This window comes from Flavobacterium sp. MEB061 (assembly GCF_000834715.1).
Classification (GTDB): Bacteria; Bacteroidota; Bacteroidia; order Flavobacteriales; family Flavobacteriaceae; genus Flavobacterium; species Flavobacterium pectinovorum.
Genome location: NZ_JXQR01000017.1, coordinates 34302 through 50920 on the forward strand (window position 1 = coordinate 34302; position 16619 = coordinate 50920).

Sequence of the window (16619 nt, forward strand, 5' to 3'; positions counted from 1 at the left end):
CGAAGTGCGTCGCAATCTAAAATCTGAAATCTAAAATCTAAAATTCTACATGAATACATTACAAGCTATCATTCTTGCTATTATTGAAGGGATTACAGAATTCTTACCTGTTTCTTCAACTGGACACATGATTATTGCCTCTTCTTTTTTCGGAATTGCACACGACGATTTTACCAAACTTTTTACAATTGTTATTCAGCTTGGTGCGATACTTTCGGTAGTTGTTTTATACTTCAAACGCTTTTTTCAAACTCTTGATTTTTACTTTAAACTCTTGGTTGCGTTTATTCCGGCGGTTGTTTTAGGGTTATTATTGAGTGATTTTATTGATCGCTTATTAGAAAATCCGGTTACTGTTGCTGTTTCACTTTTAATTGGAGGTTTGATTTTATTAAAAGTAGACGAATGGTTTAACAACCCAAATACAGCAGAAACATCTCAGGAGATTACTTATTTACAGGCACTAAAAATTGGATTATTTCAATGTATTGCCATGATTCCCGGAGTTTCAAGAAGTGGTGCCAGTATTGTGGGCGGAATGTCGCAAAAATTATCAAGAACTACAGCAGCTGAGTTTTCATTCTTTTTAGCGGTTCCTACAATGTTAGGAGCAACAGTAAAAAAATGCTACGACTATTATAAAGACGGATTCGAATTATCGCACGATCAGGTTAATCTGTTGATTATAGGAAATGTTGTTGCTTTTATTGTAGCGCTGTTGGCAATTAAAACCTTTATTGGATTTTTAACTAAAAATGGTTTTAAAGTTTTCGGTTATTACCGAATTATCGCCGGAATCATTTTATTATTGATTCACTTTTTCATTCATCCACTTACGATTATATAATGACAACTGAAGAATATTTAGACGGACAAGTTTTATTGATTGACAAACCTTTAAAATGGAGTTCGTTTCAAGCTGTCAATAAATTAAAATACCTTTTAATCAATAAAGTCGGGCTTCCTAAAAAGTTCAAAATTGGTCATGCGGGAACACTTGATCCTTTGGCAACTGGTTTATTATTGATTTGTACCGGAAAATTTACTAAAAGAATTTCTGTACTTCAGGGTCAGGCCAAAGAATATACCGGAACTTTTTACATCGGAGCCACTACTCCATCGTATGATTTAGAAACCGAAATCGACCAGACTTTTCCAACTTCCCATATCGATGAAGCTTTGATTCACGAAACGGTAAAACAGTTTTTGGGCGAAATTGACCAGAAACCACCCATTTTTTCAGCAATTAAAAAAGATGGTGTTCGTTTGTATGAACATGCACGCGCGGGAGAAACGATAGAAATTGAAAGCAGAAAAACCACAATTCACGAATTTGAAATTACAAGAATTGCACTTCCTGAAATAGATTTTAGAGTAGTTTGCAGCAAAGGAACTTACATACGCTCACTGGCTTTTGATTTTGGAAAAGCGATGAACTCAGGATCACACTTAACTGTTTTACGCCGAACTAAAATTGGTGATTACGACGTTAAAAATGCGATTGATATTACTTTATTTGAAGAAAGCCTACAGCAAAACTAATCGTAAATCGTATGAAGAGATTTTTATTTGTGTTTATCATGATTTTACTAGCTAGTTTATCTGTTAATGCACAAAATAAAAAATTTACTTATCTTCAATTTGATGTTTCTGCATCTTTGGCCGGAAATAATGAAAGATATGAATCAGAAGATTATCCGGATCAAAAAAATAAAGATTGGTTTGTTCCTGATGGATTGGGATCAAAAATTGGATATGGAATTCATTACAAAAAATGGATTACTTTAGGAATTCACAGTGGTATAGACTGGAAATGGGAAGATAAACTTGTGGCAGTTCCTGTATATTTAAATTTTGGCTTAAGTCCTAAAGTAGGCGAAAACACCGTAATTACAGCGCAAGCCGGTTACGGAAAAGGATTTGCATTAGGACGTGGAAATCTAAATGGAGAATATAGAAAGTTAAGAATTGGAATAGGCTCTGATGATTTTACTATTTTCATTGAAACTGCCCAATACGATATTATACTCCATAATCAAAAAAGCATAAACAGCATCAACTTAGGAATATCTGTCGTAAATTTTGACTTGTAAGTTTTTTTAATGGAATTGAAAATTTATTTAGAGAAACTCCAATAAATTAGAAACACATTACAAAAGGTAGTGCTATTGTAATGTGCCAACTCCTAAATTAATTGTTTTGGAAATTAATAGTGTGGTACATTTTTTCCGTCAAACAATAATCTCGAAAAAAAATCGTAAAATTTTTCGAATAACTTTTTCATAATAGTGGATTTTTAATAGTTCAACATTAAATAAACACCAATAAGAGTAAATCAAAAAATAATAATAGAAGTGGGTTTCTTATTACTAAGGTACAAAACTTTATATTAAAACCAAATATTTTAATATTTTTTTTGATGGTACGATATTAATTATCAATATATTACCTAAAAACAGACCGTTTTACAGCCTATTGTATTTTATATTTTCCATAATCTGAACCAGTTCTTCCTGAACAGAAATTCCTTTATCTGCCAAATACCACAATTGCAAATCGGTTTTTATTTTTTCATCAATTACGCCAAATTCCTTTTTATAATTAATCATTAATTCTGAGGCGCCTTTTGGTCTTGGTCCCCAATCAGCACGAACAATTCCGGCTTCTTTACAAATTACAATTACTTTCGGGATTGCTTTTCCTCCATTTGTTAAATACTGGCTCATTAATTCGTCATTTTCATCTCTTAAAACAATCTTGAGATCTATTTTTTTATCAGATGCCAAAGCCATTTTATTAAGTATCGGAAGTATTTGTGCCGCATCACCACACCAGCCTTCAGAAATTACGAGCCAGATATAATGGTTGTCTAAGTTTTGCAGCTTGGAAATAACGTCTTCAGAAATTTTAATGGTTTTTTCCAGTCGGTTCATTCTCGCTTCATTTAAACTGGTATAATGAGTGAGACTTTCTGATTGGTCGTTACCTGTTGATTTGCCTTGTGATAATAAATCTGTGACTAATTTTCGGTACTCAAGATAAGAATGACTGTTGAATAATCCTTTGGCTACAATACTTTTCATATTTCTTTCGTTTTGATACGATAAAAATACAAATTTTAAAAAGATGCAAGAATGACTTTTGTCAGATTGAAGAGAAATAAATGTTCTTAAACTTAAAACTCAAAAGAACAAATTAATTTTTTTAAAACATTATTTTTAAAAATCAGAATATGTCTATATTTGCACAAATTAACGCAACAACACATGAAATATAAAAGAATTCTTCTAAAACTAAGTGGCGAAGCCTTAATGGGTGATTTACAATACGGAATCGACCCAAAAAGATTAGCCGAATATGCTGAAGAAATTAAGCAAATTCACAATAAAGGAGTAGAGATTGCTATTGTTATAGGAGGAGGAAATATTTTTAGAGGCGTTGCAGGTGCAAGTGCCGGTATGGATAGAGTACAAGGCGATTATATGGGAATGCTGGCTACTGTTATTAACGGAATGGCTTTGCAGGGCGCTCTTGAAGACAAAGGAATGAAAACACGTTTGCAGACTGCTTTAAAAATGGAATCTATTGCAGAACCATACATTAAAAGAAGAGCAGATCGTCACCTTGAAAAAGGAAGAATCGTAATTTTTGGTGCAGGAACCGGAAATCCATATTTTACAACTGATACAGCAGCCGTTTTAAGAGGAATCGAAATTAATGCAGATGTTATCTTAAAAGGAACACGTGTTGATGGTGTTTATGATTCTGATCCAGAAAAAAATGCATCGGCAGTGAAATTTGATACTATTTCGTTTGATGATGTTTTGAAAAAAGGATTAAACGTAATGGATACAACTGCTTTTACATTAAGCCAGGAAAACAAATTGCCAATCGTTGTTTTTGATATGAACAAAATTGGAAACCTTTTGAAAATCTGCGACGGTGAAAATATCGGAACTGTAGTGAATGTTTAGACTACTTCGATATTAGATTATTAGAATTTTTAAATTCTGGTAATCTTTTTAAGAAAAAATAAAAAAACAAAAACATATTAGTTAGTAAATTAGACGAAGCCTTTTTTAGAAACCTAAAAATCTAATCGTCTAGAAATCTAAAAATCTAAAAAAAATGAGTGAAGAAATAGATTTTATTTTAGAAAGTACTGAAGAATCAATGAACGGTTCGATTGCGCATTTAGAAAAAGAATTCTTAAACATTCGTGCTGGAAAAGCTTCTCCGGCAATGTTGGGAAGCGTTTTCGTAGATTATTACGGATCTGCAACACCGCTTTCGCAAGTATCTAAAATTAGTGTTCCTGATGCCAGAACAATCACTTTACAGCCTTTTGAAAAAAATATGCTGCAGGTTATTGAAAAAGCGATTATGGTTGCCAATATTGGTTTTAATCCAATGAACAATGGTGATGTAATTATCATCAGTGTTCCGCCGTTGACGGAAGAGCGCCGTAGAGATTTGGCTAAACAAGCAAAAGCTGAAGCTGAAGATGCTAAAATTGGTATTCGTAACTCTCGTAAAGATGCTAATACTGATATCAAAAAATTAGAAAAAGAAGGAACTTCAGAAGATGTTTGCAAATCTGCAGAAGAAGAAGTTCAGACCTTAACAAATAGTTTTATCAAAAAAATTGACGAATTATTGGCTGCTAAAGAAGCAGAAATCATGAAAGTTTAATTTTATTTGACACAAATTAAAATCCGTTTAGTTAAAATTGTACTAGACGGATTTTTTTATTGCTATTTTTGCATACCAAAATTTAATTGTTTTCGTTTTGCAACTATAATTCTCTGTATGAAGCTATTCTGTTTACTGACTTTGTTTTTCACGCTTACTATTCAGGCGCAATTTCAAATAAACGGAATTGTAAATGACTCGAAAAACAAACCGCTTCCTTTCGCTACAATTACTACTTCAGACAATAACAATACTATTACAGACGTCGACGGGAAATTCGTTCTTCATTCGCTAACAAATATTCCTTCTTTTACTGTTTCTTATGTTGGTTTTACTACCAAAACTATTACTGTATTAAACAATAAAAAGTTCTATTCGATTTTACTTTCTGAAAAAACAGATAATTTAAAAGAAGTTGTAATTGCCAACGAAAATCCTGCTTTGGCTATTTTAAGGAAAGTAATTGCAAATAAAAACAATAACAATCCGCAAAAAAAGCTGAATAACTTTGAATATAAAACCTATAATAAACTTATTGTAACGGCAAATCCGGATTCTATTGACGGCAGGATCGATTCTTCTGCAGCCTATAAAGATTTCAATAAAAAAGAAATCAACATAGATTCCTCTGATTATAAGTTTAAGGAAATAATAAGCAAACAGCACTTGTTTCAAACCGAAAAAGTATCACAATATCAGTTTGCAAATAATAAACTTAAAGAAACTATTCTGGGTTCTAAAATGGCCGGTTTTAAACAACCCATTTATGAAATCATTGCTTTCAATTTGCAGTCTATTTCTATTTACGATACTAAATATGAATTGTTTGAAACTAAGCATGAAAGCCCTATTTCAAATAATGCGCTTGCCGATTACAGCTACAAACTCCTTGATACTGTAGCTATCAAAGGAAGAAACACCTATATGATTTACTTTAAAAATAAGAAAAGAAGATCAAACAGACTTGAAGGCGTTTTGTATATCGATCAGGAAAATTTTGCTGTAGCAAAAGCAGTAATGCGAATAAAAGGCGTTTTAGATATTAGCGGAATTCATGAATTTGAATATGTCCCAAGTGAAAAATTATGGTTTCAAAGCAATACAACTTTTAAAATTGTAAAAGGAAAAAACGATGAGGATATAAAAATCTTAGGCGGAACTATTCAGTTTGATGCAGATGCCGAAGAAGATTATGAAACGAGAAAAAAAGTAGCTTCAGACTTCACTTATGTCCTTTCTGAAAGCAACAATTTTGACATTCACTACAACAATAATCCATCAGTAAAAAATCCAGCGCTTTATATTGAAATTAAGGATGATGCCAGCAAACAACCCGAAACTTTTTGGAACAAATACCGAAAAGACAGTCTCGATTTAAAGGGTCAAAAAACATATCAATTATTAGACAGTCTTTCTATCAGTAAAAGAATAGAAAAACGACTGGGATCAGGAAGAAAAATCATCAATGGCTATTTTCCAATTGGTCCTGTTGATCTTGATTTAAAGAAAATAATAAGCTACAATAATTACGAAGGTTTTAGATTGGGTATTGGCGGAATCACTAACGATCGTTTTTCTAAAGGCTTTAGAATTGAAGGCTACACGGCATACGGAACAAAAGATGGTGTTGTAAAATACAGTCTAGGCGGAGGAGCTTTATTAGACAAAAACACAAATACCTGGATAAACGGTTATTATACTGATGACATTAGAGAAATTGCAAGTACTGTTTTTGCCGTTGACAAACGTGTTTTTAAAATTTATGATCCACGGCCAATTAATATTAGTACGTTTTATCACTACACCACCTGGAAAACCAATCTTCAAACCAAAATAATTCCTAAAACTGAAGCTGTTCTGGAATTATCAAGAAATTATGTTGAGCCAAAGTTTGATTATCTTTTTAATTTAAACGGAAAATTATATTCAAGTTATATTATGACAACCGCAATGTTGTCTATTGTTTGGGCACCTTTTAGTGATTTTATGCAAACTCCAACAGGCAGAAACGAATCTGATAAAAGATTTCCGAGGTTTACTTTTCAGTACACACAATCATTGCCAAATGTATTAGGAAACGATTTTACCTTTGGAAAAATAGATTTTAAAACAGAATACGAAAAGAATTACCTAAACGGTCAAAAAACAAGTTTATTACTGCAGGGAGGTTATGCAATGGGCGACGTTCCAATAACACATTTATACAATACTGCTCCAAACAACTTAACTAAAGAAACGGTTATACAGCGTATTACTTTTGCCGGAAGAAACAGTTTTGAAACCATGTATTTTAATGAGTTCTTCTCTAGTCAATATATTATGTTTCAGGTAAAACATGGCTTTGATAGAATTAGATTATTAAGAAAAGTTCGTCCCTCATTGGTATTAGTGACCAGAATGGCATGGGGAAATATGGATCATCCCGAACAACAGGTTGGACCAACCTATAAAACACTTAACAAAGGTTTTTTTGAATCCGGAATTGAGTTAAACAAAATCTACAAGGGGTTTGGTTTAGGAGGATTTTACCGCTACGGGCCAAATCAATTGCTACGATTTGAGGATAATATTGCAGCTAAGATTTCTTATGTTCTTGATCTTGGTTTGTAATTAATCCAGCTATTGTTTTACAAAATTCCCCGATAGAGTTCCGCTGGACTTTACTCTTTTATTTGATGTTTTTACAAAGTTAAACCTAAGGGGTACTGCTCCTATAAACTGAAAATAATCAAAGATATAATTATCATTAGTATTGGCAATAAGCACTACTTTACTTCCAGGAAAATTATAAGACCTCTTATTAAAAGAAACCTTGCCTTTACTACTATCATAGATTATATCATTTTTGGTGAATATTAAGAGATCTCCAGAAACACTTTCTTTCCACTTACCTTGAATCCAGGAAGGCGGATAATAGTAACTTGATTCGGCATCACTTGAAGAACAAGAAGTTATAATAATTAGAGACAGAACTGCAAATAACTTTTTCATTTTACTATTTTTTTTAGCATTATTCTCAAATGTAAGAAAAAACACGAGTTTTTATTTTAATTTAATAAAACATTATAAGATTTAACTTAATCTGAACTAGCTAAGCAAAAATATTCAGCTATAATACAACGTTTGTAGTTACTTAAAAATGAAAAAAATCCCAAACCCCAATCGTAAAATTGGAATTTGGGATTTTTTTATTTAAAATTTCCTCTCGTATTATGGTCTCAAAATCAAAACCGAAGGTGTATTATTTAGCCATGTACTTTGAGATTCTATTAATTTTTTCCAGCTGTCTAAACTAATAATCATTAAGTTTTGGCTTTCTAAAAACTCCTTCTTAATTGTTCTGTCGTGCATAATCATAATATGATTTGGTGCAATTTGTTCGATCGAGCGAATACTTTCCTGAATGTCGCGGGTATTTTTTACTTCTCCACTGGCATCCAGAACCGTAATTTGCGAACCATTATTATTGATTAGCTTTTTGGCATAATCTATCAAAAATGAATCTTCTTTGCTAAAAATTGGCATAAAAATCTGATTCACATCTTCGAGATCTTTATCAATAAAAATTCCAACCGGCATTTTTGTTTTAGCAATAATATGACGCGTTCTTTCATCAAAAGGAGAATTTTCGAACAATCCTTCTTTTCCGGTAAACTTATCAATTAAACGATCCGGATTTACAATTCTGGTTGTAAAACCAAGAATCTTACCCAATAAAGTTCCATCAAAAATAGATTGTCCTAAACCAACCAATAATAAATCATATTCTCCCTGATTTGCCGTATCGATAATTTCTGTATCAATATCATTTGTTACTTTAAAAACACTAACCATATTTTGATTCAAACGTTCAGATTCTGCTATAACCGGAAGCAGCATTTTGCGTTCATGATCTTTTACGTCAAAGGAGTGAACTTCTGTACTTAAAGACAAATGCATTGCCGCAACAATAGAATTATCAGGTTGTTTTTTAACCAAACTGTTTGCAATTTTCAGCAGCTTCTTTCCTCTTTCCGGAGTTGCAAATGAAAGCAGAATCTTGTACTTACTCTTATTTCCAATTTCTTCGGGAATGGCCGTTACCTTATCTTTAAAAATATAACCAATAAAATCTAAAGCAGGTCCTGTCATAAAAGTAGTCACCAAAGCCATAATTACCATCATGGTAAAAATTTCTGTAGAAAGAACGCCTAAATCATAACCGATATTTAAAACTACCAATTCCATTAAACCACGGGTGTTCATCAAAGCGCCAATTGCGAGACTGTCTTTCCAGTTTTGACCAACGAATTTGGCGGCCAAAGCACTTCCAAAAAATTTTCCCGCCACAGCCACAGCGATGATTACTGCAGTAACTTTCCATAAATAAGGATCGTTTAACAACCCAATTTGTGTACGCAACCCTGTAAATACAAAAAACAATGGCAGTAAAACAATTATGGCAACGTCTTCAACTTTTTCAATAAAAATATTTCTGAATTTATTGTTTTCCGGCATGATTGCTCCTGCTAAAAATGCTCCGAACAAAGCATGAATTCCAATTAATTCAGATACATAAGAAGAGAACAAAAGTGTTATAAAAAAGATAGCAACTACGGGTTTATTCAAACTTTCACGAGTCGAATTTAAATCTCCGACACGTTTCAGGAACGGACGAACTATTTTCAACATTACGATTACGTATAAAATTGCCAAACCAATTACGTATAAAGCACTTGTAAACGAACCTGCTTTAACAATGGCAATTACTACTGCCAAAATACACCAGGCCGTTATATCATCTGCAGCGGCACAGGTTATGGCAATGGTTCCGAGTTTTGTTTTTTGCATTCCGCGTTCCTGAACAATTCTGGCCAAAACCGGAAAAGCAGTAATACTCATGGCAATTCCCATAAATAATCCGAAAGAGGCAAACTCTACCCCAACCGGAGCAAAAGTATGATAGATAAAATAAGCCAAAGTCAATCCCAATGCAAAAGGAATAACGATACTTGCGTGACTAATTACAACAGCATCGTGAGCCTTGTTTTTAAGCACTTTTAAATCCAGCTCCATACCAATAACAAACATGAAAAGTATTAAACCAATCTGGCTTAAAAACTGCAAGTTTCCTAATGATTCTTTTGGAAATAAAAGAGCTGAAAATTCAGGAAAATACATCCCGACCAAAGATGGCCCTAAAACAATTCCGGCAATCATCTCACCAATTACGGATGGCTGCCCTATTTTTCTAAAAATCCATCCAAACAAACGTGCTACCAAAATAATAGTGACAATTTGTGCCAGTAAAATAGCCAGCGGATGCTGCAGGTTTTCAATCATAGAATGCAGGAAATCATTCCAATGATTACTTTCTATTTTTTTCTGAACTATTCCCCGCCCTACTTCAAGCGAAGCTCCTTTTGAAATTACCCAATATATTAAAGCTGTGAAACCACCAATAACAGTAACGTAAAATAAAGAGTTTTTAATATTATTCATAACTCGTTTTTTTAATTTATTGGTGCAAATATCAGAAGTGAAAGTTACCTGAAAAAGTAAATTTAAGGCTAATTTTCAATGTATGTAATAAGTCTGAAAAACTTTGTAATAAGTTAGATTTTGACCTTTTTCAAAAAGTCAGATCGATAGGTTTCGCTCAAAATTAAAGTACTGTTTTTATCATTTTTATCTAAATGATGCAAAACAATTTCGTTATGATTGAAGAATTTTATGGCTTTTACAGCAACAATTTCCTTTTTGTTTACGCGACAGAAATCAGCATCGGGCAATTCATTCAAAAGGGTATCAAATTTAACGTTTTTCAGATTCATAAAACTGCCATCTGTTAAAAGAACCGTTTTATCACGGCTATCACTAACCGCAGTTTTGACATATTGAATTTGATTAAAATATAACAAAGTTTTCCCCTTGTCTGTATTGAGCTGCATAAATTTCTTTGCTGTCTCGGGTTTATGAAAACGTTCAAAAGCTTTGGAGATTGCTTTTTGCAAACGTTCTAATTTTACGGGTTTAGTAATATAATCTACAGCATCAATATTAAATGCCTCGGCAGCATACTCTTTATATGCCGTGCAAAAAATAACCAATTTATCCTGAATCATTTCCGCCAAATGCAAGCCATCAATTCCAGGCATTTCGATATCTGAAATTAACAAATCAAAATCGAGATCCGGAATTTCGGCCAATAGTTTCTCGGGATTATTAAATGTTTTTACGATTTCTATTTCATGAATTTGTTCGCAAAGCATTTTGAGATACGTTAAACCCGGCAACTCATCGTCCAGTAGCAAGCATTTCAGTTTTGTATTCAAGTAAATCTATTTTTAGATGAGCAATATAAATGTCGTTTTCAACAAATTTTTCAAGTTTGAAATTATTCTTATAAATAATTCTCAAACGATGTTCTAAGGTAGCATTTCCTAAACCGCTCCGTTCTTTTTTTAATACTTTTTTATCTGATATTTTATTCGAAACTGTCATAAAAAAAGCATTGTCTTTGAACTCAAAAACTACCGAAATAAAAGCATCGGCACTTTGCAGATCAGCATGTTTAAAAGCATTTTCAATTAAATCAATCGAAATTAGCGGCGCGAGCAAAGGCTGTTCATATAATTTATCTTCTTTGTTGATGTTGGTTTTTATCTTCAACTCAAAAAGCGGACTTATTTTTATTTTATTGATTTCGATAAGATTCAACGCAAAATCAATTTCTTCTTTTGCCGTTACAAATTTCTTTTTGCTTTCGTATAAAATATAATCCAAAACATTGGCCAATTTATCCAGAGCAAAATAAGTTTGATAAGCATGAGATTGAATCGAGTTTAAAATATTCTTAAACAAATGCGGATTCAGTTTCGACTCTAATGTTTCTAACTGCAAATCGTTTACTTTCATTTCGAGTGCATAAAAACTTTTTTCAGCATCTTCTTTTGCTTTTTTAGACTGCATTAATTGATACACCATAAAACAAATGATGACAATTAGCAGTAAAATAATCGCTAAAAAAATAAAAGTGATGGTGTTGTTTTCCTGCATTAAAACCTATTTTTTATAATGTTTTGTAAAAGTAGCTAAATATTTTTTGCCCGCGGATTTTACGTATGAAACGGATTCACGAATTAAAATTTAATTAATCTGCGTAAATCCGTTTCATCCGTAAAATCCGTGGGCAATATCTTAATGACTAGAAACAAATTTCAACCCAATAATTGAAGCAATTAATGTTGAAAGAAAGAAAATTCTCCAGAAAGTCGCAGGTTCTTTAAAGATAAAAATTCCAACCAAAACAGTTCCAACAGCGCCTATTCCTGTCCAAACAGCATAAGCTGTTCCTATTGGCAAAACCTGCGTCGCTTTGTACAATAAAACCATGCTTATAGTAAGACAAACAAAAAAACCTGCCATCCAATACGTTGACAAAATTCCGGTTGTTTCTTTGGCTTTACCCAAACAAGATGCAAATCCAACTTCAAAAAGTCCGGCAATAATTAATAAAATCCAGTTCATTTTCTTTTCATATTTAAATTAATTGCAAATATGAGAAAAGCTAACGAGGAAATCATCCAATTGTAAGTAAATTATCATAAAAATTACGCTGTTAATTTGTGTTAACATTACGTAAAATACAAGTGATTATTTATCATTTTGAGGTCTTTTCACTACATTTGCATCCATTTTAAATAATTTATGAAAAACGCTATTCAAGTTGGATTTTGGGAGAAAGTTGCCCGAATTATACTTAAAAACAGAATAACAATTTTGGTTTTGGTTGCGGCCCTGACAATTTTCCTTGGTTTTCAATGGAGAAACCTTTCCATGACTTATACCGAAGCTAATTTACTTCCTAAAGATCATATTGCAAATAAAGATTATCAAAAATTCCTGGACAAGTTTGGAGAAGAAGGAAACCTTATTGTAATTGGTTTTCAGGACAAAAGTTTCTTTACACCCAAAAATTACGCTGCATGGAATGAATTAATGACCGGTCTGAAAAACTCAAAAGAAGTAGATTTGGTTGTTTCTTTAAATGATTTAAAAAAATTAGAAAAAGATACTGTCAACGAGAAATTTGTTCTGGCTCCGTTTATCGACCAAAGCAAAACAGTTGATCCTGAATACTTAAAAAAAGTACAATTTGATTTATTTCACAATTTACCTTTTTATGAAGGATTGTTGTTTAACAAAGAAAGCGGAAGTGTACGCTCGGCCATTTACATGAACAAAGCGCTTGTAAATACTGCCGAAAGAAAGACTTTTATTCTTGAAAATTTAGTTCCGAAGATCGACAAATTCGAAAAAACAACCGGAATCGATTTACGTGTTTCGGGAATGCCATACATCAGAACAATCAATGCTGACAATATGAAAGGCGAAATTGGTCTTTTTATTGGTGCGGCTTTATTTACGGTTTCTCTGATTTTCTTTTTCTTTTTCCGTTCGTTCCGAGCAACATTTATTTCGATTTGTATTTTAATTGTTGGTGTAATCTGGTCGTTTGGAACACTTGGATTATTTCATTATAAAATCACGATTTTAACGGCTATTATTCCGCCATTGATTATCGTAATCGGAATCACGAATTGCATTTTCCTGATTAATAAATACCAACAGGAAATTAAATTACATAATAATCAGGCAAAAGCTTTACAGCGCATTATTTCGAAAATTGGGGTTTCGACTTTAATGACGAATTTAACAACTGCCATAGGTTTTGCAACCTTTATGATTACAGGAAACGACCTGCTTTTTGAGTTTGGTTTAGTAACTTCTATCAATGTAATTTCTGTTTATTTATTGACGCTTTTAATTGTGCCAATTGTATACAGTTTTATGCCGGTTCCGGGAGAAAAACACTTGTATCATTTAACAAAAACCTACATTTCGACTTTATTGGATTTTGTAGAAAATGTGGTAAGAAACAAACGAAAAGTAATTTATACCATTTACGGTTTGCTTTTGGTATTTAGTATTATTGGGGTTTCGCAAATGAAAGTTTCCGGAAGTTTGATTGGAGAAATGCCAAAAAGCGCTTCCTTCTTTAAAGATATTTTATTCTACGAAAAAGAATTTAACGGTGTAATGCCGCTTGAGATTATGATTGACACCAAAAAGAAAAAAGGTGTCATGAAAGCGTCTACAATTCGTAAAATGGACGAATTGCAAAACACAATTGCCGAAATGCCGGAATTGGCAAAACCGGTTTCTGTGGTGAATTTGGTTAAATATTCAAAACAGGCTTTTTACAACGGAAATCCTGAATATTACCAATTACCAACTTCGCAGGAGCAGACATTTATTTTGGCATACGCCAAAAACGCAACTAAAAACAGCAAAGAAAACTTAATGAAAAGTTATGTTGATTCTACCGGACAATATGCCAGAATCACAACTTTTATGAAAGATATTGGTACCGATGAAATGGCGAAAGTCGAGAAAAAATTACATTCTAAAATAGATGAAATTTTCCCGAAAGATCACTTTGAAGTTACCGTTACCGGAAAAGCATTGGTTTTCCAAAAAGGAACATCATATTTGGTTGACAACTTAATTGAATCGTTGATTTTCGCAATTTTGGTGATCGCGATTTTGATGTTGTATTTGTTCCGTTCGTTCAAAATGGTTTTTGCATCGGTAATTACGAATGTTTTACCACTTTGCATTACATCTGGATTGATGGGGTATTTCGGGATTCCATTAAAACCTTCAACGATTTTGGTATTTAGTATTGCATTTGGAATATCGGTTGATAATGCTATTCAGTTTATGGCGAAGTACAAACATGATTTAATACAAAGTAACGGAAAAGTCAAAAAATCTGTTTTCAGTGCTTTAAGAGAAACAGGAATCAGTACTTTTTATACTTCGGTAGTTTTAATTTTAGGATTTGCTACTTTCACACTTTCTAGTTTTAGCGGAACAATCGCTCTTGGTGGATTAATTTCTTGTACATTGGCGTTTGCGATGTTTGCCAATTTATTGGTTTTACCGGCTTTGGTTTTGACTTTTGAGAAAAAGAAGGCTAAGAAAGAGGATTTGGAGGGATTGGAAGGAAACACGAATTTCACAAATTAGCACGGATTAAATATCACGAATCTTTGTCAAAGTTTTAAACTTTGACAAAAATAAATACGCAAACTTGTCATTTCGACGGAGGAGAAATCACACACGTAATTCTACAAAGATTGGCGATTTTGTTTACGGAATTCCTTGTGTGATTTCTCCTCCGTCGAAATGACAAACGGCTCTTTTGAAAACGATTGCCCTAGCCCTGATAGAAGCGGTATCCTTTTTCTGGCTTCTTTAGACAGAAAAAGATACAAGCGGATAGCAGGAAATAGCTTCTAATTTTAATAATTATCGTTTATATTTGCAGTTATTACACAACAAATAATTTAATTTCAACATTATATACAAAAATGAGACACACAAAAGTTAAAGACTTATTAAACAGTACGACGACGCTACAGGAAGTAAATGCAAAAGGATGGGTGAGAACTTTTAGAAATAATCAGTTCATCGCGCTTAATGACGGTTCTACCATTAATAATATACAATGTGTTGTTGATTTTGAAAATACACCGGAAGAAACTTTAAAAAGAATCACAACCGGAGCTGCTGTTTCTGTAATTGGAACTTTGGTTGAAAGTAAAGGTGCTGGTCAGAAATATGAAATTCAGGTTAACAAACTTGAAATCCTTGGAGATTCTGATGCGGAGAAATTCCCAATGCAGCCGAAAAAACACTCATTAGAATTTTTACGTGAAAATGCACATTTACGTGTTCGTACTAATGCTTTTGGAGCAATTATGCGTGTGCGTTCGGTATTGTCGTTTGCGGTTCACAACTATTTTCAACAAAAAGGGTTTGTGTATGTAAACACGCCAATTATTACCGGAGCTGATGCTGAAGGTGCCGGAGAAATGTTTCAGGTAACTTCATTGCCATTGGATAATCTTCCAAAAAATGAAGAAGGAAACATTGATTTCAAAAAAGATTTCTTTGGAAAACATACGAACTTAACCGTTTCGGGACAATTAGAAGGTGAAACTTTCGCTATGGCTTTGGGTCAGATTTATACGTTTGGACCAACGTTTAGAGCAGAAAATTCAAATACTTCCCGTCACCTTGCAGAATTCTGGATGATTGAGCCTGAAGTTGCTTTCAACGATCTTGATGACAACATGGATTTGGCTGAAGATTTTATTCAGTACGTAATTAAATATGCTTTAGACAATTGTAAAGATGATTTGAAATTTTTAGAAGGAAGACTTTTAGAAGAAGAAAAATCAAAACCTCAGGCAGAAAGAAGCGAAATGGCTTTGTTAGAAAAATTGAACTTCGTTTTAGAAAACAACTTCAAACGTGTTTCTTATACCGAAGCAATTGATATTTTAAGAGATTCAACTCCAAATAAAAAGAAAAAATTCAGCTATATCATCGAAGAATGGGGAGCTGATTTACAATCAGAACACGAACGTTACTTAGTAGAAAAACACTTTAAATGCCCGGTAATTTTATATGATTATCCTGCAAACATTAAAGCGTTTTACATGCGTTTGAACGATAACACTGAGCCTGGAAGAGAAACTGTTCGTGCAATGGACATCCTTTTCCCTGGAATTGGAGAAATTGTTGGTGGTTCTGAAAGAGAAGAGCGTTACGATGTTTTGGTGGAGAAAATGAAAGCTTTAAACATCGATGAAGAAGAATTATACTGGTATTTAGACACCAGAAGATTTGGTTCTGCAACTCACGCAGGTTTTGGTTTAGGATTTGAGCGTTTGGTATTGTTTGTTACTGGAATGACAAACATTAGAGACGTAATTCCTTTCCCGAGAACTCCTGGAAGTGCGGAATTTTAGAAAAGAAGATTTGCCACGAAGGCACAAAGACACTAAGTTTTATTTTTAAAAACTGATTAAAGA

Annotated in this window: 14 protein-coding genes; 8 read left to right on the forward strand and 6 right to left on the reverse strand. The window is 33.0% G+C overall.

Features of this window, described 5'->3' with window-relative positions; genetic code table 11:
- Positions 1 to 49 precede the first annotated feature (49 nt).
- From RT99_RS10590 to RT99_RS10600, 3 genes are read left to right on the forward strand one after another with little or no spacing between them, the layout of a single operon-like run.
- Positions 50 to 847, forward strand: coding sequence for an undecaprenyl-diphosphate phosphatase (locus tag RT99_RS10590; protein ID WP_042564725.1), 798 nt, complete (start codon positions 50 to 52; stop codon positions 845 to 847).
- On the forward strand, positions 847 to 1542 hold the full coding sequence (gene truB / locus RT99_RS10595; RefSeq protein WP_042564726.1) for a tRNA pseudouridine(55) synthase TruB: 696 nt from the start codon (positions 847 to 849) through the stop codon (positions 1540 to 1542). Before RT99_RS10590 ends, truB begins: the two co-directional genes overlap by 1 nt.
- Positions 1543 to 1553: 11 nt before the next feature.
- Positions 1554 to 2093, forward strand: a complete 540-nt coding sequence (locus RT99_RS10600) for a hypothetical protein (RefSeq protein ID WP_242607191.1) — start codon at positions 1554 to 1556, stop codon at positions 2091 to 2093.
- A gap of 372 nt (positions 2094 to 2465) precedes the next feature.
- Here RT99_RS10600 and RT99_RS10605 read toward each other — a convergent pair whose 3' ends face one another.
- Positions 2466 to 3083, reverse strand: coding sequence for a thioredoxin family protein (locus RT99_RS10605; protein WP_042564727.1), 618 nt, complete (start codon positions 3081 to 3083; stop codon positions 2466 to 2468).
- Between the two features lie 183 nt (positions 3084 to 3266).
- Between RT99_RS10605 and pyrH the strand changes: the two genes are divergently transcribed.
- The 3 genes from pyrH to RT99_RS10620 all read left to right on the forward strand — a co-directional run bounded on the left by pyrH (position 3267) and on the right by RT99_RS10620 (position 7302).
- Positions 3267 to 3974 carry a UMP kinase gene (gene pyrH / locus RT99_RS10610; RefSeq protein WP_042564728.1) on the forward strand — a complete coding sequence of 236 codons (708 nt, stop codon included), beginning with the start codon at positions 3267 to 3269 and terminating at the stop codon, positions 3972 to 3974.
- 154 nt (positions 3975 to 4128) lie between these two features.
- Positions 4129 to 4692 (forward strand): ribosome recycling factor, encoded by a 564-nt coding sequence (gene frr, locus RT99_RS10615; protein ID WP_042564729.1) that lies wholly within the window; start codon positions 4129 to 4131, stop codon positions 4690 to 4692.
- Between the two features lie 117 nt (positions 4693 to 4809).
- On the forward strand, positions 4810 to 7302 hold the full coding sequence (locus tag RT99_RS10620) for a DUF5686 family protein (protein ID WP_042564730.1): 2493 nt from the start codon (positions 4810 to 4812) through the stop codon (positions 7300 to 7302).
- A 9-nt stretch (positions 7303 to 7311) separates the two neighbouring features.
- On the opposite strand, the gene RT99_RS10625 is transcribed toward RT99_RS10620, so the two are convergent.
- The 5 genes from RT99_RS10625 to RT99_RS10645 all read right to left on the reverse strand — a co-directional run bounded on the left by RT99_RS10625 (position 7312) and on the right by RT99_RS10645 (position 12201).
- Positions 7312 to 7683 carry a hypothetical protein gene (locus RT99_RS10625; protein WP_042564731.1) on the reverse strand — a complete coding sequence of 124 codons (372 nt, stop codon included), beginning with the start codon at positions 7681 to 7683 and terminating at the stop codon, positions 7312 to 7314.
- Positions 7684 to 7902: 219 nt separating this feature from the next.
- Positions 7903 to 10173, reverse strand: coding sequence for a cation:proton antiporter (locus RT99_RS10630; protein WP_042564732.1), 2271 nt, complete (start codon positions 10171 to 10173; stop codon positions 7903 to 7905).
- Positions 10174 to 10286: 113 nt separating this feature from the next.
- Positions 10287 to 11006 (reverse strand): LytTR family DNA-binding domain-containing protein, encoded by a 720-nt coding sequence (locus RT99_RS10635; protein ID WP_042564733.1) that lies wholly within the window; start codon positions 11004 to 11006, stop codon positions 10287 to 10289.
- Complete coding sequence (locus RT99_RS10640; protein WP_042564734.1) at positions 10969 to 11730, reverse strand: sensor histidine kinase; 762 nt, start codon at positions 11728 to 11730, stop codon at positions 10969 to 10971. Before RT99_RS10640 ends, RT99_RS10635 begins: the two co-directional genes overlap by 38 nt.
- Before the next feature lie 141 nt (positions 11731 to 11871).
- Positions 11872 to 12201, reverse strand: a complete 330-nt coding sequence (locus tag RT99_RS10645; RefSeq protein ID WP_042564735.1) for a multidrug efflux SMR transporter — start codon at positions 12199 to 12201, stop codon at positions 11872 to 11874.
- A gap of 180 nt (positions 12202 to 12381) precedes the next feature.
- Here RT99_RS10645 and RT99_RS10650 point away from each other — a divergent pair, with 180 nt between their 5' ends.
- Positions 12382 to 14766: an RND family transporter gene (locus RT99_RS10650; protein ID WP_042564736.1), complete on the forward strand. Its 2385-nt coding sequence runs from the start codon at positions 12382 to 12384 to the stop codon at positions 14764 to 14766.
- Positions 14767 to 15110: 344 nt separating this feature from the next.
- Entirely contained in the window at positions 15111 to 16556 is a 1446-nt protein-coding gene (gene asnS, locus RT99_RS10655; protein ID WP_042564737.1) for an asparagine--tRNA ligase, read from the forward strand.
- Positions 16557 to 16619 lie beyond the last annotated feature (63 nt).

Bases quoted from the DNA above. Each gene is read 5' to 3' on its own strand.
- RT99_RS10590 (WP_042564725.1), top strand. From the start codon at position 50: ATGAATACATTACAAGCTATCATTCTTGCTATTATTGAAGGGATTACA.
- truB (WP_042564726.1), top strand. From the start codon at position 847: ATGACAACTGAAGAATATTTAGACGGACAAGTTTTATTGATTGACAAA.
- RT99_RS10600 (WP_242607191.1), top strand. From the start codon at position 1,554: ATGAAGAGATTTTTATTTGTGTTTATCATGATTTTACTAGCTAGTTTA.
- RT99_RS10605 (WP_042564727.1), bottom strand. From the start codon at position 3,083: ATGAAAAGTATTGTAGCCAAAGGATTATTCAACAGTCATTCTTATCTT.
- pyrH (WP_042564728.1), top strand. From the start codon at position 3,267: ATGAAATATAAAAGAATTCTTCTAAAACTAAGTGGCGAAGCCTTAATG.
- frr (WP_042564729.1), top strand. From the start codon at position 4,129: ATGAGTGAAGAAATAGATTTTATTTTAGAAAGTACTGAAGAATCAATG.
- RT99_RS10620 (WP_042564730.1), top strand. From the start codon at position 4,810: ATGAAGCTATTCTGTTTACTGACTTTGTTTTTCACGCTTACTATTCAG.
- RT99_RS10625 (WP_042564731.1), bottom strand. From the start codon at position 7,683: ATGAAAAAGTTATTTGCAGTTCTGTCTCTAATTATTATAACTTCTTGT.
- RT99_RS10630 (WP_042564732.1), bottom strand. From the start codon at position 10,173: ATGAATAATATTAAAAACTCTTTATTTTACGTTACTGTTATTGGTGGT.
- RT99_RS10640 (WP_042564734.1), bottom strand. From the start codon at position 11,730: ATGCAGGAAAACAACACCATCACTTTTATTTTTTTAGCGATTATTTTA.
- RT99_RS10645 (WP_042564735.1), bottom strand. From the start codon at position 12,201: ATGAACTGGATTTTATTAATTATTGCCGGACTTTTTGAAGTTGGATTT.
- RT99_RS10650 (WP_042564736.1), top strand. From the start codon at position 12,382: ATGAAAAACGCTATTCAAGTTGGATTTTGGGAGAAAGTTGCCCGAATT.
- asnS (WP_042564737.1), top strand. From the start codon at position 15,111: ATGAGACACACAAAAGTTAAAGACTTATTAAACAGTACGACGACGCTA.